The organism is Asaia spathodeae NBRC 105894, from assembly GCF_025994195.1.
Lineage (GTDB): Bacteria > Pseudomonadota > Alphaproteobacteria > Acetobacterales > Acetobacteraceae > Asaia > Asaia siamensis.
On record NZ_BAPY01000007.1, the window covers coordinates 41438 to 65060 of the forward strand.

The 23623-nt window shown below is 57.4% G+C and carries 22 protein-coding genes, 1 tRNA gene and 1 pseudogene; 11 read left to right on the forward strand and 13 right to left on the reverse strand.

Annotated elements, in window-relative coordinates; translation table 11 throughout:
* Window positions 1–101 precede the first annotated feature (101 nt).
* A complete protein-coding gene (locus AA105894_RS07045; RefSeq protein WP_267311093.1) occupies window positions 102–692 on the forward strand; it encodes a hypothetical protein in 591 nt (196 codons plus the stop codon).
* On the opposite strand, the gene AA105894_RS07050 is transcribed toward AA105894_RS07045, so the two are convergent.
* The 6 genes from AA105894_RS07050 to AA105894_RS07075 form a co-directional block, all read right to left on the reverse strand.
* Entirely contained in the window at window positions 673–1404 is a 732-nt protein-coding gene (locus AA105894_RS07050) for a pyridoxine 5'-phosphate synthase (protein ID WP_267311094.1), read from the reverse strand. The two genes, AA105894_RS07045 and AA105894_RS07050, sit on opposite strands and share 20 nt — an antisense overlap.
* Complete coding sequence (gene pdxA, locus AA105894_RS07055; RefSeq protein ID WP_267311163.1) at window positions 1401–2384, reverse strand: 4-hydroxythreonine-4-phosphate dehydrogenase PdxA; 984 nt, start codon at window positions 2382–2384, stop codon at window positions 1401–1403. The genes AA105894_RS07050 and pdxA overlap by 4 nt, the downstream gene beginning before the upstream one ends.
* Window positions 2385–2417: 33 nt before the next feature.
* On the reverse strand, window positions 2418–3809 hold the full coding sequence (locus AA105894_RS07060; protein WP_373316747.1) for a M20/M25/M40 family metallo-hydrolase: 1392 nt from the start codon (window positions 3807–3809) through the stop codon (window positions 2418–2420).
* Entirely contained in the window at window positions 3802–6789 is a 2988-nt protein-coding gene (locus tag AA105894_RS07065) for a glycosyltransferase family protein (protein ID WP_267311096.1), read from the reverse strand. Before AA105894_RS07065 ends, AA105894_RS07060 begins: the two co-directional genes overlap by 8 nt.
* Before the next feature lie 18 nt (window positions 6790–6807).
* Window positions 6808–7308, reverse strand: a complete 501-nt coding sequence (locus AA105894_RS07070) for a protein-export chaperone SecB (RefSeq protein ID WP_267311097.1) — start codon at window positions 7306–7308, stop codon at window positions 6808–6810.
* Window positions 7309–7462: 154 nt separating this feature from the next.
* Window positions 7463–7753: a hypothetical protein gene (locus AA105894_RS07075; RefSeq protein WP_267311098.1), complete on the reverse strand. Its 291-nt coding sequence runs from the start codon at window positions 7751–7753 to the stop codon at window positions 7463–7465.
* Window positions 7754–7933: 180 nt separating this feature from the next.
* Here AA105894_RS07075 and AA105894_RS07080 point away from each other — a divergent pair, with 180 nt between their 5' ends.
* The 6 genes and pseudogenes from AA105894_RS07080 (at window position 7934) to AA105894_RS07100 (ending at window position 10896) form a co-directional block, all read left to right on the forward strand.
* Window positions 7934–8275, forward strand: a complete 342-nt coding sequence (locus tag AA105894_RS07080; protein WP_267311099.1) for a LapA family protein — start codon at window positions 7934–7936, stop codon at window positions 8273–8275.
* Between the two features lie 42 nt (window positions 8276–8317).
* Entirely contained in the window at window positions 8318–9022 is a 705-nt protein-coding gene (pyrF, locus tag AA105894_RS07085) for an orotidine-5'-phosphate decarboxylase (RefSeq protein WP_267311100.1), read from the forward strand.
* Entirely contained in the window at window positions 9019–9663 is a 645-nt protein-coding gene (locus AA105894_RS07090) for a phosphoribosylanthranilate isomerase (protein WP_267311101.1), read from the forward strand. The genes pyrF and AA105894_RS07090 overlap by 4 nt, the downstream gene beginning before the upstream one ends.
* Window positions 9664–9680: 17 nt before the next feature.
* Window positions 9681–9771: transfer RNA gene (locus AA105894_RS07095), tRNA-Ser, on the forward strand.
* A 310-nt stretch (window positions 9772–10081) separates the two neighbouring features.
* Window positions 10082–10258 (forward strand): annotated as a pseudogene (locus tag AA105894_RS15945) (integrase); the annotation flags it as partial.
* Window positions 10252–10896, forward strand: coding sequence for a tyrosine-type recombinase/integrase (locus tag AA105894_RS07100; RefSeq protein ID WP_373316748.1), 645 nt, complete (start codon window positions 10252–10254; stop codon window positions 10894–10896). The pseudogene AA105894_RS15945 and the gene AA105894_RS07100, both read left to right, overlap by 7 nt.
* A 135-nt stretch (window positions 10897–11031) precedes the next feature.
* Here AA105894_RS07100 and AA105894_RS07105 read toward each other — a convergent pair whose 3' ends face one another.
* Together AA105894_RS07105 and AA105894_RS07110 are read right to left on the reverse strand one after the other, a co-directional pair.
* Complete coding sequence (locus AA105894_RS07105) at window positions 11032–11505, reverse strand: transposase (protein ID WP_267311103.1); 474 nt, start codon at window positions 11503–11505, stop codon at window positions 11032–11034.
* A 216-nt stretch (window positions 11506–11721) separates the two neighbouring features.
* Window positions 11722–12486, reverse strand: coding sequence for a hypothetical protein (locus AA105894_RS07110; protein WP_267311104.1), 765 nt, complete (start codon window positions 12484–12486; stop codon window positions 11722–11724).
* A 1073-nt stretch (window positions 12487–13559) separates the two neighbouring features.
* Here AA105894_RS07110 and AA105894_RS07115 point away from each other — a divergent pair.
* Genes AA105894_RS07115 through AA105894_RS07125 form a run of 3 tightly spaced genes read left to right on the forward strand, consistent with a single transcriptional unit; the run spans window position 13560 to window position 14702 of the window.
* The gene (locus AA105894_RS07115; RefSeq protein ID WP_267311105.1) at window positions 13560–13868 is read left to right on the forward strand and encodes an ArsR/SmtB family transcription factor; all 309 of its coding nucleotides are present in this window, start codon (window positions 13560–13562) and stop codon (window positions 13866–13868) included.
* Window positions 13855–14286, forward strand: a complete 432-nt coding sequence (locus AA105894_RS07120) for a YeeE/YedE family protein (RefSeq protein WP_267311106.1) — start codon at window positions 13855–13857, stop codon at window positions 14284–14286. Before AA105894_RS07115 ends, AA105894_RS07120 begins: the two co-directional genes overlap by 14 nt.
* Window positions 14283–14702 carry a DUF6691 family protein gene (locus AA105894_RS07125; protein WP_267311107.1) on the forward strand — a complete coding sequence of 140 codons (420 nt, stop codon included), beginning with the start codon at window positions 14283–14285 and terminating at the stop codon, window positions 14700–14702. The genes AA105894_RS07120 and AA105894_RS07125 overlap by 4 nt, the downstream gene beginning before the upstream one ends.
* Before the next feature lie 206 nt (window positions 14703–14908).
* On the opposite strand, the gene AA105894_RS07130 is transcribed toward AA105894_RS07125, so the two are convergent.
* The 4 genes from AA105894_RS07130 to AA105894_RS07145 form a co-directional block, all read right to left on the reverse strand.
* The gene (locus AA105894_RS07130; RefSeq protein WP_267311108.1) at window positions 14909–17311 is read right to left on the reverse strand and encodes a beta strand repeat-containing protein; all 2403 of its coding nucleotides are present in this window, start codon (window positions 17309–17311) and stop codon (window positions 14909–14911) included.
* A gap of 817 nt (window positions 17312–18128) precedes the next feature.
* Window positions 18129–18650 carry a translation initiation factor IF-3 gene (infC, locus tag AA105894_RS07135; RefSeq protein WP_025885897.1) on the reverse strand — a complete coding sequence of 174 codons (522 nt, stop codon included), beginning with the start codon at window positions 18648–18650 and terminating at the stop codon, window positions 18129–18131.
* A 196-nt stretch (window positions 18651–18846) separates the two neighbouring features.
* The gene (gene thrS, locus AA105894_RS07140; protein WP_267311109.1) at window positions 18847–20781 is read right to left on the reverse strand and encodes a threonine--tRNA ligase; all 1935 of its coding nucleotides are present in this window, start codon (window positions 20779–20781) and stop codon (window positions 18847–18849) included.
* 39 nt (window positions 20782–20820) lie between these two features.
* Window positions 20821–21732, reverse strand: coding sequence for a glycosyltransferase family 9 protein (locus AA105894_RS07145; protein ID WP_267311110.1), 912 nt, complete (start codon window positions 21730–21732; stop codon window positions 20821–20823).
* Window positions 21733–21801: 69 nt separating this feature from the next.
* Between AA105894_RS07145 and rbsK the strand changes: the two genes are divergently transcribed.
* A complete protein-coding gene (gene rbsK, locus AA105894_RS07150) occupies window positions 21802–22767 on the forward strand; it encodes a ribokinase (RefSeq protein WP_267311111.1) in 966 nt (321 codons plus the stop codon).
* 53 nt (window positions 22768–22820) lie between these two features.
* Here rbsK and AA105894_RS07155 read toward each other — a convergent pair whose 3' ends face one another.
* Window positions 22821–23612, reverse strand: coding sequence for a tetratricopeptide repeat protein (locus AA105894_RS07155; protein ID WP_267311112.1), 792 nt, complete (start codon window positions 23610–23612; stop codon window positions 22821–22823).
* Window positions 23613–23623 lie beyond the last annotated feature (11 nt).

Genomic DNA, 23623 nt, shown 5'->3' on the forward strand with positions numbered 1-23623 from the left:
ATCTTTTAGAAAAGGCAGAGAGAACTTCTTCAGTTTCGGGCTGTTTTTGTCATAAATTCGAAATCACGAATCTGTGACACCCTTCGCGTTGAGGAATTTCTTTGCCTTCCACCCTGCGTATCGCTTCAGGCGCCGTGGCGCTTCTGAGCCTTTCCGGCTGCGGCTATTTCGACTCCCGTGAGGCCCATCGGGCCCAGATCGCGATGATCGGCATGACATCGAACGATCTGCAGGCCTGTGCCGGCATTCCGAGTTCCACCAAGGTGCTCAACGATACGACGCAGATCTATCAATACACGTCGAAGATGAATCTGCCGACCGCGAGTGACTCAACCATCATCCCGGTTCAACAGATCCTGAACATGACCCAGGTTACGCTGGGCGGTGCTGGCACGACCTGCACAGCCATTATTCGCCTCGATCATGAGCGCGTCTCAGAAGTGCATTATGCAGGCGATGACGATGAGATAATCGGGTCTGACGGCATCTGCTCGATCATTACCCGTGGCTGCGCCCGCCAGCCCGAGGCCAGCATGCGCAAGGTCAGCGGCGGGCCGTTTGGCCCTGTTTCCGCTTTCCACTCACCACGTGCCCCCAATCAGAGCACCGCTGCCACCTATAACAAGCAATCCGCCGAGACGGTGCCGAATTATACCGACGACACCAAGCCGGTTATCGTCCCCAGGCCTTGAAAAGCGCGCCCGTGGCAATCTCCTGCTTCATGCGCGAGATTGCCACGGGCAGGCCCACAAACAGCGCCTCCCCGATCAGGAAATGTCCGATGTTGAGCTCGCGCAGCCCGGGCAGTCCGGCGACACGCCCCACATTGGCGTAGGTCAGCCCGTGGCCGGCATGGAGCTCAAGCCCATGTGCCTGCGCAGCCTGAGCGCCATCATAGAGACGCGCGAGTTCCGTCTCGTCCGGGTTATGCGCGTAGGCCCCTGTATGCAGCTCGACAACCTGCCCCCCGATACGCGCAGCAGCTTCGATCTGAGCAGGATCAGGGTCGATGAACAGGGAGACGCGGATGCCCACCTCTCTCAGACGGGCAATTTTTACCTGCAGATCAGCCTGCTGACCGACCACGTCCAGCCCGCCTTCCGTCGTCACTTCCTCGCGTCGCTCAGGCACCAGACAGCAGGCATGTGGGCGAAGCGCGCAGGCTTTCGTCACCATCTCCTCCGTCGCCGCCATTTCGAAGTTCAGGGGCACTGAAAGCTCTTCGCGCAGCCGCGCCATATCCTCATCGCGAATATGCCGCCTGTCTTCACGCAGATGCGCCGTAATGCCATCGGCGCCATGACGTGCCGCCAGAAGGGCGGCTGCCACCGGGTCGGGATGGGTGCCACCACGCGCGTTACGCACGGTCGCGACATGATCGATATTCACACCCAGTCGGATCATGATGTCTTTCCCTTATTCATAGCGCGCCGGGCGCCCAATTCGCGCGCCATACGCAGCGCAGCAAGCAGGCTGGCGGGATCGGCAACACCCTTGCCCGCGATCGAAAAAGCCGTGCCGTGATCGGGCGATGTGCGAATGATCGGCAGGCCGAGCGTCACATTCACCCCGGTCGCCATATCCAGTGTCTTCAATGGAATGAGAGCCTGATCATGATACATGCACAGGGCGGCATCATAGAGAGGCCGCGCCAGATCGGTGAAAAGCGTATCTGGTGGATAAGGGCCGGTCGCGTCGATCCCCTCATCACGCAGAGCATCGATTGCAGGCTGAATCATGTCGCGCTCTTCAAACCCCATAACGCCGCCCTCACCCGCATGAGGGTTGAGACCGGCCACGGCGATACGCGGCGCCTCAATGCCGAAATCGCGTTTCAGCGCGACAGCCAGCGCACGTCCTACCTGCACGATCCGCTCGCCCGAAAGGCCGTTCAGCGCCTCACGCAGACTCACATGCACCGTAACCGGCACCACACGCAGACGCGGTGAGGCAAGCATCATGATTTCCTCGCCCGGCACACCGCATAGCGATGCCAGAAACTCCGTATGCCCGGGAAAGCCAAAGCCCGCTTCCTTGAGCACGATCTTGCTGATGGGGTTGGTAACGACAGCCGATACCGCCCCTGAAAGGGCGAGCTTCGTGGCTGTCTCGATCGAGGCAATAATCGCGCCCGCCAGTGCCCCGTCCGGCTGGCCCGGCAAGACAGGAACCGGAAGGGTGATCGGCAGAACGGGAAGCGCTTCTGCAAACACAGCCGAAGCCTCATGGGCATTCTGCACGATCTGTACCGGCACATGCGGCGCAAGCAGGGCAGGATCGCCGACCCAGAGAAAAGCCTCACCCTGCTCTCGCAAGGCTTTCCAGGCCAGGGCCGTCAGTTCAGGGCCGATCCCGGCGGGATCGCCCATGGTGAGTGCAGGCAGCATGACGCCCCTCATACACGTCGAAACCGGGACTTACCGGCGGGAAAACGCGTCCAGAATTCTCACCCAAGAACGAATGCCCTTATGGAAGGATTCCACACCATATTGCTCGTTGGGCGAGTGAATACGGTCGTCATCCTGCGCAAAACCCACCAGAAGCGAGTCCATATCGAGCGCCTCCTTCACCTCGGCCACGACAGGAATCGAGCCACCGCAGCCAATGGAAACCGCTGGCACACCCCATTCCTCACCCAGCGCGTCGAGCGCTGTGCGCAGAAGGGGGCCATCTTCAGGCACAGCAAAGCCGGTCGATGCGCCATGCTCGGTGAAGCTCACCTTGGCATCAGCGGGCAGAACAGCGCGGATATGGGCACGAAAAGCGGCGCGAATGGCCTCGGGATCCTGCCCCGGCACAAGCCGGAACGACACCTTGGCCATGGCTTTGGCGGGGAGAACAGTCTTGAACCCGTCGCCCTCATAGCCGCCTGATATACCGTTGATCTCGTAGCTCGGGCGCGCCCAGATCTGCTCGATGGCTGTAAACCCGGCCTCGCCTGCAGGCTGCGACAACCCGACAGGAGCCAGCGTTGCGGAGTCATCCGGAAAGATCGCGCGCCACTGCGCCCGCACCGTGTCGGATGGCACAACGACATTGTCGTAGAACCCAGGCAGGGTCACATGGCCAGACTCGTCGCGTACGCTACCCAGCGCCTTGCAAAGCAGTTCGATGGGGTTGCGTGCCGCATTGCCGAACATGCCCGAATGCAGATCATGCGTTGCACAGACGATCTCGACCTCTTCCCCAACAAGGCCGCGCAGGCTCGTGGTAATGGCGGGCGTCTTGCGATCGGGCATGCCCGTATCACAGATCAGGGCCACATCGGCCTTGAGTTCCGTTGCATTGGCCTTGAGGAAAGGCATGAGGTTGGCGCCGCCGCTCTCTTCTTCCCCCTCGATCAGGATCGAAACCCTGACGGGCAACGTGCCGTGCACGGCTTTCCAGGCCCGGCAGGCCTCAATGAAGGTCAGCAGCTGGCCCTTGTCATCAGAGGCGCCGCGCGCCACGACAATCCGGCGACCATCGGCCTCGGTCGTAATCGACGGCTCGAACGGATCGCTCTTCCAGAGCGAAAGCGGATCGGTCGGCTGCACATCGTAATGGCCATAAAACAGGACATGAAGCCCGTCTGCCGGGCTTTCATCATGCCCGACGACCATTGGATGGCCAGGCGTTTCGCGCAGACTTGCAGCAAAACCGAGCGCCGTCAGCTCGTCACGCACCCATTCGGCTGCCTTGCGGCAATCACCGGCATGTCTGGGCTGAGCCGAAATGCTGGGAATGCGCAGCAGGGCAAACAGCCGCTCGAGGCTCTTGTCGAGATCCTGATCGACCCGCGCCAGTACCGTTTCCGTGCTTTCAGTCACCCGCACTCTCCTTTACCACACTCTGTCCAACGAGACGGGCCAGGGTCTGGCGATAGACAGCCCTCATCCGGGCTGACTGGCTCATTGCTGCCTCTGACGCCTGACGCCACGTCTCCTCATTCTGATAGAGACTGACGATCGCATCTGCAAACCGTCCGGCATCGCGTTCAACGTTCAGAGGCTCCTGCAGATTTCCTCCTTCTGCGACACAGGGCAATCCGCAGGAAGCCGCCTCGATGCGTTGCAGCGCAATCTGACCGCTGCCTTCATCAGGAGCGATCAGGACACGACAGGTCGAAGCCAGTTCGGCAAAAGGCAGCTGTCCTGCCACGAGCGGCGCTATCTGCCGATAATGTGTCATCATCGACAGATCGAACGATTGCAGCGACTCATTGGCGACAATGAGCCTGACGGGCTCTGATAACCGCCCTTCAAGGCGCAGAAGAACCTCACGCACGAACCATTTGAGAAAGCTCTGCGTATATCCCGGCACCGTAGCAGGCTGGGCCGCGAATAAAAGATCGTGCCTGTCGCCAAAGTCACGCCCAATCGGGCTGCCTTCAGGCTGTACGGCAACCTCATCGCCGAGAATCGTCAGACCGACGAGCCCGGCCTCACGCAGCAAAGCCGCCTGCCCGTCATTCTGGACCACGATATCCTGGCAGAACCAGGCATGGGTGAGCTCTTCGGCAAGAAGCTGCTCCTGCAGGGCAGGGTCATCGACGACAAGCTTCCTGCCGGGAATGCGCAGATCGTTCTCGCGCTCGAAAGCCTCTACCTCGCGCAGATCAAGCGTCACCCGCTCTTCCGGCAGCAATCCCGCCTTGTCGCTCAAAAGCGGAAAGACCGTATTCAAGGTGTGGCCGCCACAGATCCAGATCCGGTCGAACCCGCGGACACGCTGCTCGATCAGACCTCCAAGAGCGTCGACCGAGCCTGTGCGAAATTCGACGGATTCCGGCATATCCTGTCTCAGGTACGACCGGGCCTCCCCTTCTTTCGTCAGAACGAAGAGTGTGACCTGAAGACCAAGGTCCACGAAGCTTTCGCTCAATGCCCTCAGCCGCAATCTTTGCGACATCTTCTCGGGCGCACCATCGCGGGTCAGCAGCAGAATGCGATCGCCCCAACGCGACGAGCGATGCAGAATCTCGGCGTTCTGCGGCGCCTGAGGCAGATTGCCGCGCAGAATCTCGGCAAAATACCTGCGCAGAACCAGAGCCTCTCTTGCCGTGACCGAAGACAGGTCTCCTTCACGATCAGGCAGACGCACGACAAAAGACGGGTCGTAATAGAGACGCCCCGTCGGCGCCGCCTGACGCAGGCTCAACCCGAGCGCCGCCCAGATGGATTCTCGCTGGCGCAGAGTCTGCAATTCCGGGCGATGAGACGGCAGGTTGCGCAGCGCGTCAGTATAGCAGAGCAGCGCCCCGCCTCCGACCGTATCGCAGGGCCGAACGAAATCGACTTCAGGCGCAAACGCATCCTTGCCGGCACCATAGGCCGAACAACCGCCATCACGCGCGACAGAAAGACCTGCCTCGGCAACCCGCAGATCAAGACCGAGGCCCTGCGGCGCAACAGCAATTGCATCATCCTGTTCAAGGCGCGCCAATGCTGCATCCAGCGAGCCATAAAAAAGATGGCATCCGGCCTCGATCAGCAGCACACGCGCAGCAGCCAGCTGAGGCACAGCACGCTGCCATCCGTCCTGCAGGGTATGAGACGCAAAGGTTACGCGCTCGACCCCATAGGCATAACGTTCGATCTCGGCGGTTTCGTCCCTCGCACCCCGATCGAGCAGGACAACCTGCATGGTTCCGCGATTACCCTCATGCAGCGACGCCAGAGTCTGCAGCACCGCGAGGAAGCTGGTTGCAGGCGAGATGAGGACACTCAGTTCCGGTGTGCCGATATAACGGAAGTCGAGCGGCGAGCGTGACAGAAGCGGGATGAGCGTGTCGGCGCGCAATGCCTGAAGATGGGCGAGCTGTCGAAGCGCGGGCTCGCTCTCTGGTGGTACCTCGACAGGCACCATCCCGTTTTTCACGAGGTCGATAAAGGCGTTGTCGCAGATACTGCGCCAGGTTGGCACATACCCGTTGAGCACTGTGCATGGCAGAGAAATGCCATCGGCCGGGCTCCGCCCCTCAAACAGACCGTAACGGACAAAATGGTCATACCCGTTACGGAGTGAGCGGGCGCGCACCTGGTCGTTCACATCGGGATAGCGCTCAAGATATTCGCGTTCATTGAAAACGGCATTGGGGCTGAAATGCGTTGGCGTTTCATTGGACAGATAATGATGAAGCGGCGACACATATTCACCGCTCTCGATCTTCGCCGCCACATCTTCATATTGAGCCAGATACCAGACCGGATCGAAATACCAGGAGCAACGCGACGTGTTGAGATCCTGCGAAAGGATCAGGCGCGTGAATTCTCCCTTCTGGGGGTCGAATGGCAGGCGCTGCTGGAACAGCTCTGCACGCAACATGTCCGGCACGAAGAAGGGCATGCTGACGCGTCGCTCAAGCTGCCCTTTTTCCAGATAATGATCGTAGCCGTTGCTGTATCCCATTTCCCGCACCAGGGCAGGTGTCAGGTCGGGATTGAGATGGAAATAGTCGCTTTCCGAAAAAAGCCAGTGGCAGGAGCGCCCCCTGTGACCCGTCTCGCAGTAATGCTGGAAGCCGGACTCGAACACACCCATCCTGATGCCAGTCTCGACATCATGATTGACTCGTCGGTACCAGATTTCGTCGAAATACCGGTTGGGCGACTGCGCATAGCGCGCACCATCACGCTGCCAGAATTCAAAAAGACCACGATCGTCAGGCAGGGCGCCCGTCATGTCGCGCACGGCCTGGCCGTAGCGTGCCCGATACCAGACAGGGTCGAAAACGGCCCAGAGCGGTGTATGGGTCTCGCGCTCTTCACCCGGTCCGAGCGCACTCAAGGTCTCTGATATCACGGTCATCTTACCGGCCTCGATGCGTCAGGACTTTGCCCGTCGGCTTTGCATAAGGGCGTTGAAATCGACGGGCTGGATATTGGCAACCGGAAAACCGGATTCGCGGATCAGGTTCAGAAGAAGATGACGCGCAGACGGGAAAAGCTGGCGTGGTGCCTCGACGAGCAGCAACGTCTCGATCATGTCTTGACGGGCATTCTGCAGAGCGAAGAGACCCGAATAGGTCAGATCGATTTTGTAGAGGATTTCAGGCTCGGGCATTTCCGGCATGGGCGGCGTGCGATAGCCGATGCCCTGCATAACAAGGCTGACCTCGAAATTCGGCTGATCCTCGCTCAGTTGCCGGGCGTTGACGTCGATGCGCAGCCCTATATGAGGGCGAGGCGGCAGATTATAGAACACCTCTGGAGCCCCGACAGAAGCAATGCTGGAGGATTTCAGGTATTGCGTGCCGGAGACGAGCAATGTTTCCAATGCAACCCGATCCGAGCGGCCGGTCTTGCCCGTGTCTTCCTGTTCCGACATGAAATCTCGTTCCCTCGATATCTTTTCATAGCGATGCTTCCTGATCGAAAGCATACAGCGCCAATGCTTGTGTCATGACTTGCCGGACAAGACCAGCCAAAGCAGGCAAAACGCCGATCACGCTCATCATTTAATACAGAGCGGTCATCAACCGTCAGAAACCGGCCCCACGCAGAAAACCCAGCGCAGGCAGCGGCGACCAGCTTTTGGGTATTTCTGCCCGCGCGATCTGCCTCAACTCATAGCGCAGGGGCGCCTTCTGTTCGGATACAAGAAACTGTCTGTATTCATGAACCTGCCGACTGCGCCAGGCACAATCGGCCTCGGCAGCCTCGTGGCTTGCATGCACATTGGCAATACGGCTGCGACGCCCCTGCCAGGCAATGACGGCCCAGAGCCGGTCAGCATTGGGCAGAGGCGGTCGGAACATCAGAAGCTGCGACATAAGGGGCACGACCTCCCTGATCACGGGCCGGAAATGACCATGAACGGATCACGTCTCGGAACCCAGCGTCAAGAAAAAGCAACAAACCTTGCCGCTTATCGGAACCCGGGGTAAGGCGATACGATCAGTCTACGGCTCGAAATTCTTGCGCCGATAACCCGTTGAAGTGAGGTCTTTCCGATGGTGCGCTTACTCGTTATCGTCGTTTTTCTTGTCGTTCTCATTACCTTTGCTTTGAGCAACCCCGACCCGCAATCGCTTTGGGTGGTTTCCTATGGCTGGCAGTTTTCGGTCGGCATGCTGGTTCTTGGCGTCGGCGCTGCCAGCTTCCTTCTGGGCGGCTTCGTGATGCTCATCGGCGAGATCAAGCAGCGCTCACGCGCCAGAAAGGCAGAGCAGCAGGTGCGTGCGCTCGAAAGCCAGGTGCTTGACCTGCATCAGCGCATCGACCGCCTGACCGTGGCAACCGACCCCAGCCGTGCCCCCTATGAAGCCCCAGCCACGACGCCCGTTGCTCCCTGATTTCACTTTTCCATCACCACATCCGTTCAAGTAAGAGAGACCATGAAGCGCACCCGCCTGATCGCCGCCCTCGACACACAGGATCTCGACCAGGCACGTGACTGGGCAGAAAAACTCGACGGCACGGTCGATGCCATCAAGCTGGGTATGGAATTCACTTACGCACAGGGTCTCTCTGCCGTGCGCAATGTAGCGGGCGAGCGCACGCTGTTTCTTGATCTCAAACTTCATGACATTCCCAATACGGTTGCCAAGGGCCTGACCAGCCTGGCGCCGATAGGTGCCTCCCTGCTGACCATCCACGCCAGCGGCGGCTCTGCGATGATCCGTGCGGCGCGTCAGGCGATTGACGCTGCCTATCCGCCCCTGCATCGCCCGGTCCTTCTCGCCGTGACGGTACTCACGAGCATCGACGAAGCGGGGCTGCGCGAAATCGGTGTTCCCACGACGCCGCGCGAACAGGTTGTGCGTCTTGGGCGTCTGGCCATGACCGCAGGCGCAGACGGGCTGGTCTGTTCAGCCGAGGAAATTGCCCCTCTTCGCGACGCGCTCGGTGAAGCGCCTGTTCTGGTCGTGCCGGGCATACGCCCCGCAGGGTCTGACGCGAATGATCAGAAGCGCATCATGACCCCACGCCAGGCCGCGCAGGCCGGCGCAGACTGGATTGTGGTCGGGCGTCCGATCACCCAGGCGACAGATCCTGCGGCAGCGGCAGCGGCCATTCAGGCAGAACTCGCCTCAGCATGAAGACTGGGGTCAAGATCTGTGGGCTGACTGATGGTGCGGGGCTAAAGGCAGCCAGCGATGCCGCAGCCGACTGGATTGGTTTCGTGTTCTTCGAGCGGTCACCACGGTTTGTGACTCCGACAGAAGCTGCAGAACTAATTGCTTCGCATGAAGGCGCGCTCCCCAAAATTGTCGGTCTTTTCGTCAAGGCCAGTGACGCGCAGATTGCCGAAACGCTTGCGACGGTCAAACTCGATATCCTGCAGCTCTACGACACGCCGGAGCGCGCGCGCGCCATCAAAGCCCGTTTCGGCCTGCCGGTATGGTTGTCCTGCGCCGTCGAAAGTCAGGACGATCTTCCGAAAGACACGGATCTCGACGGTTACGTGATAGAGCCGCGCGCGCCCGGCAATGCATCGCGCCCCGGCGGCAACGGGATCAGCCTCGACTGGGCACTGCTCCGGAACTGGCATGCCCCCTTCCCCTGGATGCTTGCGGGCGGCCTGAACCCGGACAATATCGCCCAGGCAATCGCCGCCAGCCACGCCCCTGCTGTGGATGTTTCGTCAGGCGTGGAAACGGCGCCGGGATGCAAATCTCCCGACATGATCCGAAACTTCATCAAAAACGCCAGAGGCACTTGCGCGCCAGACAGAAACTGATATGGTCCGCCCGCGCTGGAGAGATGGCCGAGCGGCTTAAGGCGCACGCTTGGAAAGCGTGTGTACGTTAATAGCGTACCGTGGGTTCGAATCCCACTCTCTCCGCCAACCACTCGTACAATCTAGTATTGAATTGTGCCGAAAGTGAAGGATTTCTGCGGATATCCTCTCATTTGGTGTTGCATCACGAATCTTCGGATTGCACTGTATCCCACTTCACGCGTGGTATGGAGTGTGGGCATAGATGGGTCGGTTATCTGCGACCTCTGTGAAAGCCACCAAAGAGCCTGGACTCTACGGGGATGGTGATGGGCTCTATCTGGCTGTGACCCCCTCGGGGAGCAAATTCTGAGTTTGCAGGGTTCAGAATAACGGCAAGCGACGAGATATCGGCTTAGGCAGCGTCAAGAAAGTACCCCTGGCCGTCGCGCGAGAGCGTGCTGTTAAAACACGCATGCAGGTCGAAGTCGGAATTGACCCCGTCTCAGGGCGCCATAAAGAAGCGGGCATCCCCACGTTTCGTGAGGCCGTCTCTTTGGTTTTTGCCGAGAACAAGACGAACTGGAAAAATCAGAAACACCGCGCTCAGTGGTTGTCCACGCTGGAGCGCTATGCGTTCCCCATCATTGGGGACCTTTCGATCGTAGAGCTCGAGGGTCCCACGCGCACGATGTTGTCGCCCCCATTCGGTCGGAGAAGCCGGAAACGGCGCGCCGGGTCCGTCAGCGTATTGGCAGCGTCGTTGATTGGGCTGTCGGCAAAGGCTACAGAACTCTCCCGCTTCCTTTGGCCGCCATGGACAAGTCTCTGCCCCGGATCAAAGGCAAGCCCATTTATCATGCTGCGTTACCCTATGCAAACGTGCCGCAATTTCTCGCTTACCTCCGAGACGGTAATTCGATCGGTCGCTTGGCTCTTTCGGTGTTAATCCTAACGGCAACGCGCTCTGGTGAGGTTCGGGGCGCAACGTGGGACGAGATCGACTTCGATAAAGCCCTCTGGACGATCCCAGCTGAGCGTACGAAGGCAGGCCGGGAGCATGTCATTCCTCTCTCGCCGCCAGCACCCGCGCTGTTGCGTAAAGCTGCGACTTATCGGGAGGCACGGAGCCCGCTGGTCTTTCCAGGACAGCGAGAGGCGAAACCCCTATCGGACATGACGCTGACTAAAATCTGTCGCGACGCCAGAATCGAAGCCACCCCACATGGTTTCCGATCGCCTTTCCGCGACTGAGTTGCGGAAGAAACGACCTTTGATGGTGATATCGCTGAAATGGCCCTAGCTCATGCTATCGGAAACAAAGTTGAGGCCGCTTATCGCCGGGGAAACTTGTTGGAGAAACGGCGGGTTATGATGAATGCTTGGGCTTCATTTTGTATTGATGAAAGGACATCGGTGTGTCGTTAGCCGCTCAAGATCCCAGGCTGCGTTGACAAAAGACCGCAGCAATAGCCGGGCGGCGGCGAGATTGAGGAAGCTCTCGAAAGACAGAACGCTCTTGTCGTAGCGGGTGGCGATCCGGCGTTGCTGCTTGAGCATGCCAAACATACGTTCGATGCGGTTTTGGTCCCGATAGCGGCGATAGTCGGGATGCTCTAGCGCTTTACGGTTCGAGCGTGGCGGGATGATTGGTAGGACGCCTCGCATCAGCAGGCTCTGGCGGAAACGATCACCATCGTATCCTTTGTCTGCCAGTAATGCCCTCGGCGTAGCGGCTGGGATCGCCATGAGCGGCTCGGCGCTGGTGTAGTCCGACGCCTCACCACCGGTCAGGAAACGGCGGTTGTCGCCCGTAGGCCGCGCCCACCGGCCTCGCTCAGGCGGCAACAGCGACCCAATCACGCCCCACTCTGCGCCCGATCGGTCTCCGCGATCCATGGCTGGCCCATAAAAAGCAGCCTTGAATCAGAATGCAGCCCCTCTGGATCCCCCTTTTATCAACGCGACCGAGACAAGTGATTAGATTAACTTTACGGCGCCACAATAAATAGCTTACTAATAAATTTTATAAATGAAAGTTTCTTAATTTCAACGTTATCATATCAATAATAAATGCGCTCATTTTGCACTCGTAAAGACCATCTGTTGAGCATAATTATAGCTATTATCAGGAATTATAGTGCCAGGAACCAGGTTAAAACTTCCATCTTCCTTGGCCTCCTCATCATAATCTTTCTGACTTCCTTGCAAGAGTATAGGCCTTGAAGATAATATCTGTGATATCTGATCACTATCTCTAGAAAAATAAAAACTTGTAGAAGTTTGAAAGACATTTTTTCCCATTTTGTAATGAACACAAATAGCTTGTGAAAAATTCAGTGTACGCAAGCCTCCTTTTGGAACGACCCCATTGTCACCAGCACCATACTTCAATTCGTCGCTAGGAAATACTATCGCTCCAGCAGAAGAATATTCTTCGTTATTATTAAAACTTATTGATTTCTCTAATTTATCGCAGGCGGCTTTCTGGAAGAGTATCTCGTTTGAAGAAATGTCTGCTGTCGTTTCAAAAGAAAATAGAGACCCTACGACAACACCTGTTGCTGGTGCTGTGCCGAAATTATGCATATTGACCATCAAGCCAGTAGACAATTCTCCCTCACGTGACACTCTCAAATGAGGGAGAATTGTTTTGTCCATGGTGACTTTCAACCAAGGACGTATAGTTGCCGTGTAAGTTTTACTAGCTATAGCAGCTTGCTCTTGTCCTGAATTTGCGGAGTCAAGCGCAAGCCATGCAGCGATACAAGCTGCTATCAAGCCAAAAGAACTAACTATATTTGCGAACACACCTGAGCCCACAAATTCTTTCAAAGACTTCATTTTACTCAATAACACCTTTTCAATTATTAATTTACAAAAAATATTGCACCCTCAAAGCACTTCTTTTTTACAATGTTCTTAATCATACCATGCGGGCAGTCTATTTAGCAAGAATATATCAGGTGTGAAGACGAATACTTTTTGTTGATCTCCATATTACTGAGAAGACAGGCAGATTGACTGGGTCGGCTGGATGGCTGTCTGTTGATTGTTAAGATGATAAAAAAGAAAACGTTTGTATGATAGAAAGTTCGTAATGACTTAACAACCGATTGGAGGGATCGAAGAACCGTTGATTGAGGTACTTTGGTTCTGATTTGGGACTGTTACCCGCTTGATAGCAACGCTGTGGTGCTGACCCGCTCCAGCAGGAGGAAGCGGCGTAAGTTGTAGACAATATTGGCGAGCCCGATCCTGATGGTGGCACAGGCGATACCGAAGGTTCAGATCAACAGACTCATTTCCGTTGAAGTGGACGACACTTTCTCTATGTTGGATGTTGGCGATATAGCGGCCATTCGAGACACAGCCTCGGAACGGCAGGTCTGTCTCAAATGCCGTCTATTGTGGTTCGCCTAACAATGTCGGCTTTCGGGCATTAACAGTCTTGTCTTATAGCGCCCCTCCAGAACCATTCGGTAGGTATTTTATGTGGGATAAAATTCTACAAATTAAATAAAGATATTTGTTCTCAACATGTTATGTTATATTTATAGAGGACACTCTCTTTGCCGTTAACTTCCTGAAAAACAAGAACGCTATGGCGTACCTAGTGCGAATACGCCTTTTCTTCATTCGGGGAGAAGCGGTTTCGGCGAGCCTGTAATCCGGAACTCTGGCCGCCCGCATTGCAAGATACGCCCCTGAGCCTCTCTTACAATCGATCCAGAGACCGCTCGCCGCAACAGCGTTTCTTCAGAACCTCAGTGGCAATGCTACCAGGTACTTCAGCAAGGAGAATGCCGTTTGTCATGCATCCCCAGGCGCAGTCTCTTATCCCCCTCCTTCGGTGAGCAGTCTTGTCATGTGCAGATAATATCTTATTATCGATATTTAGATAATAAGAGGATTTCATGGCTACGGAAATGGAAAGCAGGTCGGCCGAGGTGGCCGAGATCCTGAAAACGCTGGCTCATCCGGGGCGCCTGCTGATTGCGTGCACCCTTGTGGAGCGGGAACTCTCCGTAGGGCAGATTGAGCAGGAGCTTGGCATTCAGCAGCCCGCCCTTTCCCGCCATCTCAAAATACTGAAAACCGAACAGGTCATTGCCTGCCGCAAGCAGGGTGTTTCCGTTTTCTATCATTTGTCAGATCGGAAAGTCGCCGCACTCATCCGTTTTCTGTACGAGACCTATTGCGGTGACCGCCATGATGCTGCCTGACCCCAATCTTCAGGGTCTCGTCGGCGGTTTGCTGATCGGCCTCTCTTGCGCAACCTATCTTCTGATCACGGGCCGGATTGCCGGGATCAGCGGCATGGTCGCCACCCTCATGACGGAAAAGCGCCCGTCACCCGGCAACACATTTCTGCTCGGTCTCGTTTCCGGACCGGTTCTATGGCGCCTCATATGGGGCGTCTGGCCGCCAATGACCATCCATGCCTCTTTCCTGACGGTGGCAGTCTCAGGCCTTCTAGTGGGCTTCGGCACTCGTCTGGGCAATGGCTGCACGAGCGGGCACGGCGTCATGGGTATGGCACGGTTTTCTGCACGTTCCCTGATCGCTGTAGCCTGCTTTCTCGCTACGGGAATGCTCACGGCTACGCTCTCCCATCTTCTGACAGGCAGCACACGACCATGAAGCTCATCCATCTGGCCAGCTTCGCCTGTGGCACGATTTTCAGCCTGGGCCTTATTGAAGGGAGAATGATCGATCCAGCTTCTGTGCTCGCATTTCTGGATCTCCGAGGCGAGTGGAAACCCGCACTCGTTTTTGTTCTCGCGGGCGCGTTTGCTGCGGCATTAGGCGGCGTTCAGATAAGCCGTTACATGAGGCGCCCTTTGCTGGATGCGACGTTCCAGTTTCCGACGACAAAAACGATCGATCGCAACCTCATCATCGGCAGCATGCTGTTCGGACTGGGCTGGGGTCTGGTCGGCTTCTGCCCCGGCCCTGCTGTCGCAGCACTTCTGACAGGTAATGCGAAAGGGCTCGTTTTCCTGGCAGCGCTTCTTGTCGGGATGGCCGCATTTTCCCGATGGTCGCGACGGAGGTGAGCACGACACAACCTTTCATATCACGCCAAGACAAGAACGCGAGGAGGCAAGGCGCATTTGCGCCTGAGACGCTTTTTACAACAGCGCCATGGATTGTCCGCACATAGAAAAAGCGAGGGTACGATAATGCCCCCGCTTCCTCTCAGACCACCTGCTTGCGGCCTCGCCAAACCTGCGATCTGGCGGACTCTGTCTCAGCGAATGGCTTAGCTGATGGTGAAATCAGACACCTTCAGATCGGTTACACCCAGGAATGTAATCTTGGCCGTGCCATCAATCATGACCGACGTATTACCGCCCGACACGGTAGCCGTGTTCAGAATGTTCTGGGCCGCAGCGTCACTGCTGGAAGGCTTGTAATTATACAGGAAGAACTTGTTATCTGCTGCCCGGAAGTCGGTGATCGTGAAATTGCCTGCTGTATGATTGGCCAGCATACCAAACATATTGCCCGCCCCAGAACCACCAGTCACGGTTGCGGCGACCGTTGAAGAAGAGACCCCCGTAAAGGCCGTTCCGAAATAGAACTGATCCGAGGCCGTTCCGCCAAGAACAGTCTGCTGGCCTGCGCCAGTCCAGGCAGAAAGCCCCCCTGCAACGTTGCGTCCGTCGATCATCTGGTTGCCAGTCGTATAAGGCTGGTTCGCCGTGAAAAGCAGGCGAGAAGCCGAGCTGAGGGTGGCCACCAGTCCATCTGCGCCAAAAATCGTGCCACTGCCCGCAGCAATCGACGTCTGTCCCGTACCCGAGATGAAAGTCAGTGCCCCGGAGACGCTGATATTCTGGTTGCTTCCATGAACAACCTGCAGATTGCCCGCTGCCGAGATGGTGTCGCCCTGTGTGCCCGTCACCGTTGCCGACCCCGAGCTCACATTCACGACCGACGACGTGCCACCATAGACCGAGCTGTTATCGCCAATCGTGATTTTGTTGCCCGAAGAGAAATCCATGACAGCAGCATTGGTCTTCAGATTGGCGACCGAATTGCCTCCCTGCAGGGAGACCGTATCAATCGCACCGGCTGCACCATAAATGGTGTCCGTGCCGACCGAGGTGACGAAGTTATTCGATCCACCAAGATAGATCACATTGTTACCGGTGCCACCCGTGATCGTATTGGTCCCGCTCGCACCGTAAATCGTGTCGTTGCCCGAGCTCGTGGCGATGTTCCAGTTGCCGGTCGAGTTGGAGGCATTGAAGACGTTATTGCCCTGCGTACCTGCGTAGCTGCCTGAGCTGTTGCCCACCTTCACGGTCGAGCCATACTGATCAGCCGCCACGATATTGAGATAACTGGCCGTATTCTGGGTGGTGTCGAGGGTGACCGCACCGCCAAGCGTCGTGCTGCTCGTAGAGGCGATCACGATATTCGAGTAGTTTCCGGAAACCCCATAGGAGCCTGCCGTATCCACGATCGCCTGAGAGGCCTTCTGGGAAGACACGAAGCTGTTCGAGCCCGTTGTCAGGATGGAATTGTCGAGAGACCCGGCAGCGATCAGTGACTGCAGGCTGGATGCATAGCTCTTGGCCATGGCACCGGCAGTATCCGAGGTCACATAGGGAACATAGACAGTGTTGTTGACACCTTTGACGACGAGATTGGGCATGCTGACCTCTGATTTTGTTGCTGTTGTGGTGCTGCCGGTGCCTTCCTCCGGCGTCATAGAGACGATGGGCGCTGTGCTCGACTGATCGGCATAGCTGACCGTCTTCGAGGTATCGTAAGTAATGGTTGGGTCTTCGACGTTGTAGTTCCCGGTCACATCGGTCGAGAGACCGGTACCCGTTGATTCGACGCCGATATAGGTTCCGCTCAGATACCAGTTGCTCAGATCCTGCAACTGGCTGGCCAGACTCGGATACAACCCCACCATTGCCTTGATGGCTGCCATCAGACCCTGGTTAAGGTCGATCGTTGTCTGGTACATGACCCCGTCATTCGAGGCATCATTGGGGTTGATATAGGCTGCCTGAGAACCAGAGACGTTGTAGATGGAACCGCCAAGCGACTTCGGCAGGCTGACATAGGTCTGCGGAACACCTTTGTAATCGACGGTCTCAAACTGCAGGAACAGCCCGAAGTTCATCGTCGCGCTGTGAAAATTAATCGTGAAATTGATACCGGCCTGATAAGTACCGGTCGTGCCCGAGTAGTTACTGATACCCTGATTGAAAGTGGCAGTCAGCTGGTGATTGAAGGAATATTGCCCATCAATCGCCTTTACGGCCGAAAGCTGAACATCCAGCAGCTTCCCGCCCTGTGCAGCAAGCTGATAGATGTAATGGCCATTATCCGGATCCCGGAAGACGTTATAGCTCGTCTCGCCTGCTGCCGATGTCGATGAGCCCTGCGTCCAGTGACCTACAGAATAACCGAAATTATCATCCCAGACCTGGGTGTCGTCGCCAACTGAAGGGTCAAGCGCGGTTGCTCCGTTCCACTGGATGACAGCCCAGTCGGGAGAACTTCCACCGTCGAGATCGGACATCTCGTCATTGAAGATGATGCTACCATTCACGACCTGCTGAGTATTCATGACGAGATTGGGGCCATCTATACTCGGATCAGTATAGATATCAGTCAGGGCCTGCTGGTTACTGGTGCTCATCGTTAATCCGACTTTCTATCAGCTATATGTGACATACACGCTTCAAACTCACGCTAGTTTGCTATTTGTGTCTTTAAAATACCTTAATTTGCAGACAAAATGATCACTGGAATGTGATTATAATTTACATGCCATTATAACAACGATATTTCGAAAATTTATCAACGCTACTTCGTATAGAAATAGGAGATTAGGAAGAAATTTTGAAAAAAACCTCACGAAAAAATGAATTTCGCAATTTTTTTAGGTATATCGTCTTAGTCTCTGTTAAATTCCATCAACAAATAAACACCTAACCGTCACCTATAATAAAAGATACGCGTCATATCGACGACTATTACGAGTGGCACTCCGTCTTACACGCCATTTCCGGTGAACTAGACTTATTTTCAAATATTGACGAACGGTGACAAAAAGGAAATTTTTGAAACTTTTTGAGGTAATTCGAGACGCTTCTTGGGCGGATGAAGCCTCTTCGTCCTAAAAACGATATTTTCGCCGTCGGGAAATTAGGAGTCCTGCAAGCCTCGGCTAACATCCCCCCTCCTGCAGAAATGTTTTGTTGTAAAGTGGTTGCGATTCGGGCGACCTAGGTTACCTGCCACCATGAGACCCGGCCGGCTCGAAAGCACGATCTGCACTTGAGCTGGTATCGTCCAGATGCGTTGGATACTTACGCCTTATGCCCAGACACTCAACAGACCCGGGTTCACGCCACGACAAGGCAGTACAAATACAACTTGCAGAATAAAAAAAACCCCGGCAGAGCCGGGGTTCTCGTATGACGCGGCATTATACCGCAATCACATCGCCATAATCAGCGCGGTGCGAGCACCATGATCATCTGACGATTCTCGAGCTTGGGCATCTGCTCGACCTTGGCCTTCTCTTCCATCTCGACACGGATACGCTCCAGCATCTTGATTCCGAGTTCCTGATGAGCCATTTCGCGACCCTTAAAGCGCAAGGATACCTTTACCTTATCGCCTTCGGCCAGGAAGGAGTTCATCGCGCGCAGCTTGACCTGGTAGTCATTTTCGTTGGTGCTGGGACGCACCTTGACTTCCTTGATCTCGATAACCTTCTGCTTCTTGCGCGCTTCGTTCTTCTTTTTCTGCTGCTCGTATTTGAACTTGCCGTAGTCGAGAATCTTGACGACCGGCGGCTCAGCCGTAGGGCTGATTTCCAGAAGGTCGAGTCCGACCGAATAGGCGCGAGCAAGGGCATCGCGCGTTGTCATGACGCCAGCCATTTCGCCGTCAGCGTCAATCAAGCGCACCTGAGGAACACGGATTTCCTCGTTAACTCGGGGCCCTTCACGGGTGGGTGCGGCCTGCATCGGTGGTCTAGCTATGGTCGTCTCCTGTCGACGTTTTCGAACAAACTTGCGGTCGGCACTTCAATACGCGCAAGGAGGGCAAAAATTTCATCACCTTAGCGTGACAAAATTAACGTCCTGTTTGCGGGAAGCCCGGTGCCCCGACATAGGCTCGAAACACCGGAATTGCAAGGTTTGCGCGCTCAATCGTCGCAGGTCAGCCCTGCAGGCGGCGCATGTCCGGCGCCTGCGCCTCTTCTGTCAGCAGGGCAAGCGCCTCGTCGAAACCCAGGATCTCCTGCGCGGCTCCTCCCAGACGACGCATCGCCACCTTGCCTTCTTCTGCCTCGCGTCGGCCCACAACAAGGATCACCGGCACGCGCGCCAGAGAGTGCTCGCGGATCTTCGCATTGATCTTCTCGTTGCGGCCATCGACCTCAACCTGCAGCCCTGCTCGACGCAGCTTCTCGGCAACTTGCTGAGCATAGGGTTCGGCATCGGTCACAATGCTGGCAACCACGACCTGGGTCGGGGCCAGCCAGAGCGGAAACTTGCCTGCAAACTGCTCGATCAGAATGCCAATGAAGCGCTCGAAGCTGCCGAGGATGGCGCGATGCAGCATGACCGGGCGATGACGGGCGCTGTCTTCACCGATATAGGACGCATCCAGACGCTCAGGCAGAATGAAATCCACCTGAAGCGTGCCGCACTGCCAGTCACGGCCGATAGCATCTGTCAGAACGAATTCCAGCTTCGGACCGTAGAAAGCGCCTTCACCCGGATTGGTCTCGAACGCCACACCGGCAAGCGCACAGGCCTCCTTCAGGGCATTTTCAGACTTGTCCCATGTCGCATCATCACCGGCGCGTGCATCAGGACGATCCGAGAACTTCACACGGAAATTCTCGAAGCCGAGATCGCGATAGACCTCGTCAAGCATCGCGACAAAGGTGGCCGTCTCCGCAGCAATCTGCTCTTCGGTGCAGAAGATATGCGCATCATCCTGCGTGAAGCCGCGCACGCGCATGATGCCATGCAGCGCACCCGAGGGCTCATAGCGATGGCAGGCACCGAATTCCGCCATACGCAGCGGCAGTTCGCGATAGGAGCGCAAGCCATGGCGGAAGATCTGCACATGGCACGGGCAGTTCATCGGCTTGAGGGCAAGCGTCTTGTCCTCATCCTCGACAGTCGCGATGAACATGTGCTCGCGATACTTGTCCCAGTGCCCCGAGGCCTCCCAGAGCGCACGATCCACCAGCTGCGGCGTGCGGACTTCCTGATAGCCATGACGGGTCTGGATACGGCGCATGTAATCCTGCAGCACCGTGTAGAGACGCCAGCCCTTGGCGTGCCAGAAAATCTGGCCCACGGCTTCTTCCTGAATATGAAAGAGATCCATTTCGCGCCCGATGCGGCGATGGTCGCGCTTTTCGGCTTCCTCAAGCTGGTGCAGATACGCATCCAGCTCCTTCTGGTCGCGCCAGGCCGTTCCATAGATGCGCGTCAGCATGGGGTTGCGATGGTCGCCACGCCAATAGGCGCCTGCCACCTTCATGAGTTTGAACGCCGTACCGATATCGCCCGTGCCACGCATATGCGGGCCGCGGCAGAGATCGAGCCAGGCCCCCTGACGATAGATCGAGATGGTTTCGCTCTCAGGCAGATCGCGGATCAGTTCGGCCTTGAAGCGCTCGCCCTTCTCTTCGAAGAAGGCGATGGCCGCATCGCGATCCCATTCCTCACGCTCGAACGGGGCATTTGCTGCAATGATTTCACGCATCTTGCCTTCGATCGCCTCGAAATCCTCGGGCGTGAAAGGCTGATTGCGGAAGAAATCATAATAGAACCCGTCCTTGATCGACGGCCCGATCGTCACCTGCGTGCCGGGCCAGAGCGCCTGAACGGCCTCGGCCAGCACATGGGCGGTATCATGGCGGATCATCTCGAGAACGATATCGTCCTTGCGCGTGATGAAGCGGATGGCCGCATCTTCGGCGATTTCCGTCGACAGATCGACCAGCTTGCCGTCAAGGCTCATCGCAACGGCAGCACGCGCCAGACCGGGACCGATCGAAGCCGCGACTGCCGTGCCGGTCGTGGCACCGTCGAACGTACGGACGGAACCATCAGGCAGGGTAATGGCAGGCATGGACTTGCGCTCCTGGCGTAAGAAGTAAGTGAAGCTGCTCTAATGGCCCCAGTTCAGGCAAGCCGCAACCCTGGAAACGTCCAGATCACGCAGATCATCCACCGCCAGAACGCGCATCTGTCCGGGCCGCACCCCGTTCGGGGCCGTCAAACGCGGGTTGCTCTCTGCCGAAAACAACACGAGTGATGGACACCCCATTGCCCCTGCGAGATGCATCGGGCCGGTATCGTTACCGACGGCAAGCGAGGCGCGCGCCAGTATGCCACCCAAGGCCAGAAGATCCGTCTTCCCCGTCAGATCGCGCGCGTCGGGAACCTGCTCCAGAATGGCCGCACCAAGAGGACGCTCGGCCTGCGTCCCTGCCACCACGATTTTCAGCCCCTGATCCTGCAGGGATCGTGCGAGCGTCGCATAATGCTGCACCGGCCATCGTTTTGCCGGGCGATGCGGCGCGGCCCCAGGCACGAGCACAGCATAGGGGCCAGTAATCTCAGGCCCTTCACGACCCAGCCAGTCAAGATCGACGCCCGTCACGTCAGGCACGCCCAGACGAGCCAGCTGGTCGCGCTGTCGGGCGACACTGTGCATCGCATCGCGATAGGGATTGTCGTGGGGATAGGCCCCACGCCTGGCGATACCGCTCCAGCGTTTCTGCCCGGCAAGGCGGAAATAACGCGTCGTGCGGCCTGACGTCTGCAGATCGATCACGAGATCATACCCGCGCAGCTGGTTTCTGAGACGCAGCAGACCAGCAGGATTGCTCCAGCGCGGCCGTTCATCAAGACTGACATGATCGAAATAGGGGCTGGCCAGGGCCAGGGCCTCGAAAGGGGCCGTCGTCAGAAGGGTGATATCGGCTTCGGGCCAATGCGCCCTGATGGCCGCGAAGGGTGCCAGAGCCTGAATGAAATCTCCCAGCGCGCCGAGCTTGATCACGAGAATTCGAAGCATGGATAGATCCTAGCCGAGACCGTGTTGCGGTGATACGCCGGGTGTTTCTTGCAAGCCCGGAAAGCAGCCATGTCCGACAGGCCCTCTCATATTCTCTCTTTCGGCAGCGTCAATATCGACATTACGGCGCGCGCCGAGCGTATTCCTCATCCGGGCGAGACGGTTCATGCCGCCAGCTACGCCACGGGGCTGGGCGGCAAGGGTGCCAATCAGGCCGCCGCCGCCGCCCGTCTGGGTCAGGGATGCGGCCTGCGCGTCTATATGGCTGGGCGCACCGGCACCGACCAGTTTGGCACGCTGGCCCGCACATTGCTGACGCCCTTTGGCGTCGATCTTTCTGCACTCAGGGAAGATGAAGCCCACCCGACCGGCGTCGCGCTCATCACGGTCGATGCGAAGGCCGAGAATATCATCACCGTCGCCGGCGGCGCCAATATGGCGCTCGATCTGGGCGACGTTGAAGCCCACAGGCCGCTCATCCAGTCAGCCTCGGCACTGCTGCTTCAGCTCGAAATACCGCTCGACATTACCATCGCCGCAGCCGGAGAGGCGCGTCGTGCCGGAACACTGGTCATTCTCGACCCAGCTCCTGCGCCCGAGGCAGGATTGCCCGAGGCCCTCTGGAACGCGCTCGATATCGTCACCCCGAACGAAACCGAGACCCGTCTTCTGACCGGCATCTATCCGGAAACGGAAAAGGAGGCAGCCAAAGCCGCCCTGAAGCTGCAGGAGCTGGGCGCAACCCATGCCCTGGTCAAGATGGGCGCACGCGGCGTGTATTATCGCAGTGGCTCGGAAGAGGGCTTCGTGCCGCCCTACAAGGTAAGAGCCATCGATACGGTCGCCGCAGGCGATTGCTTCAACGGCGGACTGGCGACGGCCCTGACGCTGGGTAAACCCTTCGCTGAGGCCGTTCGCTATGCGGCAGCCAGCGGCGCACTGGCCACAACGCGCTTGGGCGCAGCAGAATCGGCCCCGGAGTGGCAGGAAGTCGTCTCTCTCGTCACAACCGGCAGCGTCTCAGATCACGGCTGAGCCCCCGTACGGTGCGGCCTGCCTGCTTTATCCGGCAGGCCGCACCGGCAGACTCAGTTCTGATCCGGGTCGGAATCCATGACGGCCTCATCCTGACGGGCGAGATAGGCCGCATGACCATCAGGCGAGAGCGCGATGACCTGATCCCAATCATGCCGCGCTTCGGCATAACGGGCGAGACGCGCTTCCAGAATGCCGCGCTCAAGCAATGCCTCGATATTGTCATGCTCAAGCGCCAGCGCCTGATTCGCATCGGCCAGCCCCTTCTCATTCTGGCCGAGCTGCCGATAGGCCGCCGCACGCGTGACGAGCGCGCGCACAAGAAACGGATCTGTTGCCCCGCCAGGTACGCCCGGTTCTGGCAAAGTGCCCAGAGCCGCGATACCCCCGGCAAAATCATTCTGCATCGACAGGCTGCGGGCCAGAAGCAGACGCAGGCCAAGGCGGGACGGATCACGTTTCAGCGCCAGCCGCGCAGCCTGCTCCGCCGCCTTGCCATCACCGGCGAGAAGCCAGGCTCCCGCCTCCTGCTCGGCATAGCCTGCATCCCCTTCCGCTGCGTCAGCCTGCCCCTTCCGCTCATGAGCCGGGACAGCCGAAAGCGCCTGATATTCCAGCGCTGCGTCACGATAGGCCCCCAACGCCAGATCTGCCTGGGCAAGACAATCATGAGCCTCGCGCCCGCCGCCATGACGCAGCCATTCCTGCGCCTGTTCCTGCACAAGGTCAGGGGTATCGGGCAAAGGGGCGATACATTGGGCAAGGCTTTGCGCGGGAGCATGAGCCAGAGCGGCTCCTGCCCACAGACTGCTTCCTATCGCCAGAGCACCAAAAGCATGTTTCATACGTTGTGATT

Excerpts from the sequence above, each read along its gene's own strand:
- AA105894_RS07065 (WP_267311096.1), bottom strand. The coding sequence starts at position 6,789 with ATGACCGTGATATCAGAGACCTTGAGTGCGCTCGGACCGGGTGAAGAG.
- rbsK (WP_267311111.1), top strand. The coding sequence starts at position 21,802 with ATGTCCGACAGGCCCTCTCATATTCTCTCTTTCGGCAGCGTCAATATC.
- AA105894_RS07115 (WP_267311105.1), top strand. The coding sequence starts at position 13,560 with ATGGCTACGGAAATGGAAAGCAGGTCGGCCGAGGTGGCCGAGATCCTG.
- pyrF (WP_267311100.1), top strand. The coding sequence starts at position 8,318 with ATGAAGCGCACCCGCCTGATCGCCGCCCTCGACACACAGGATCTCGAC.
- AA105894_RS07090 (WP_267311101.1), top strand. The coding sequence starts at position 9,019 with ATGAAGACTGGGGTCAAGATCTGTGGGCTGACTGATGGTGCGGGGCTA.
- AA105894_RS07110 (WP_267311104.1), bottom strand. The coding sequence starts at position 12,486 with ATGAAGTCTTTGAAAGAATTTGTGGGCTCAGGTGTGTTCGCAAATATA.
- AA105894_RS07125 (WP_267311107.1), top strand. The coding sequence starts at position 14,283 with ATGAAGCTCATCCATCTGGCCAGCTTCGCCTGTGGCACGATTTTCAGC.
- AA105894_RS07145 (WP_267311110.1), bottom strand. The coding sequence starts at position 21,732 with ATGCTTCGAATTCTCGTGATCAAGCTCGGCGCGCTGGGAGATTTCATT.
- infC (WP_025885897.1), bottom strand. The coding sequence starts at position 18,650 with ATGCAGGCCGCACCCACCCGTGAAGGGCCCCGAGTTAACGAGGAAATC.
- AA105894_RS07075 (WP_267311098.1), bottom strand. The coding sequence starts at position 7,753 with ATGTCGCAGCTTCTGATGTTCCGACCGCCTCTGCCCAATGCTGACCGG.
- AA105894_RS07155 (WP_267311112.1), bottom strand. The coding sequence starts at position 23,612 with ATGAAACATGCTTTTGGTGCTCTGGCGATAGGAAGCAGTCTGTGGGCA.
- AA105894_RS07130 (WP_267311108.1), bottom strand. The coding sequence starts at position 17,311 with ATGAGCACCAGTAACCAGCAGGCCCTGACTGATATCTATACTGATCCG.
- AA105894_RS07080 (WP_267311099.1), top strand. The coding sequence starts at position 7,934 with ATGGTGCGCTTACTCGTTATCGTCGTTTTTCTTGTCGTTCTCATTACC.
- thrS (WP_267311109.1), bottom strand. The coding sequence starts at position 20,781 with ATGCCTGCCATTACCCTGCCTGATGGTTCCGTCCGTACGTTCGACGGT.
- AA105894_RS07120 (WP_267311106.1), top strand. The coding sequence starts at position 13,855 with ATGATGCTGCCTGACCCCAATCTTCAGGGTCTCGTCGGCGGTTTGCTG.
- AA105894_RS07070 (WP_267311097.1), bottom strand. The coding sequence starts at position 7,308 with ATGTCGGAACAGGAAGACACGGGCAAGACCGGCCGCTCGGATCGGGTT.
- AA105894_RS07050 (WP_267311094.1), bottom strand. The coding sequence starts at position 1,404 with ATGATCCGACTGGGTGTGAATATCGATCATGTCGCGACCGTGCGTAAC.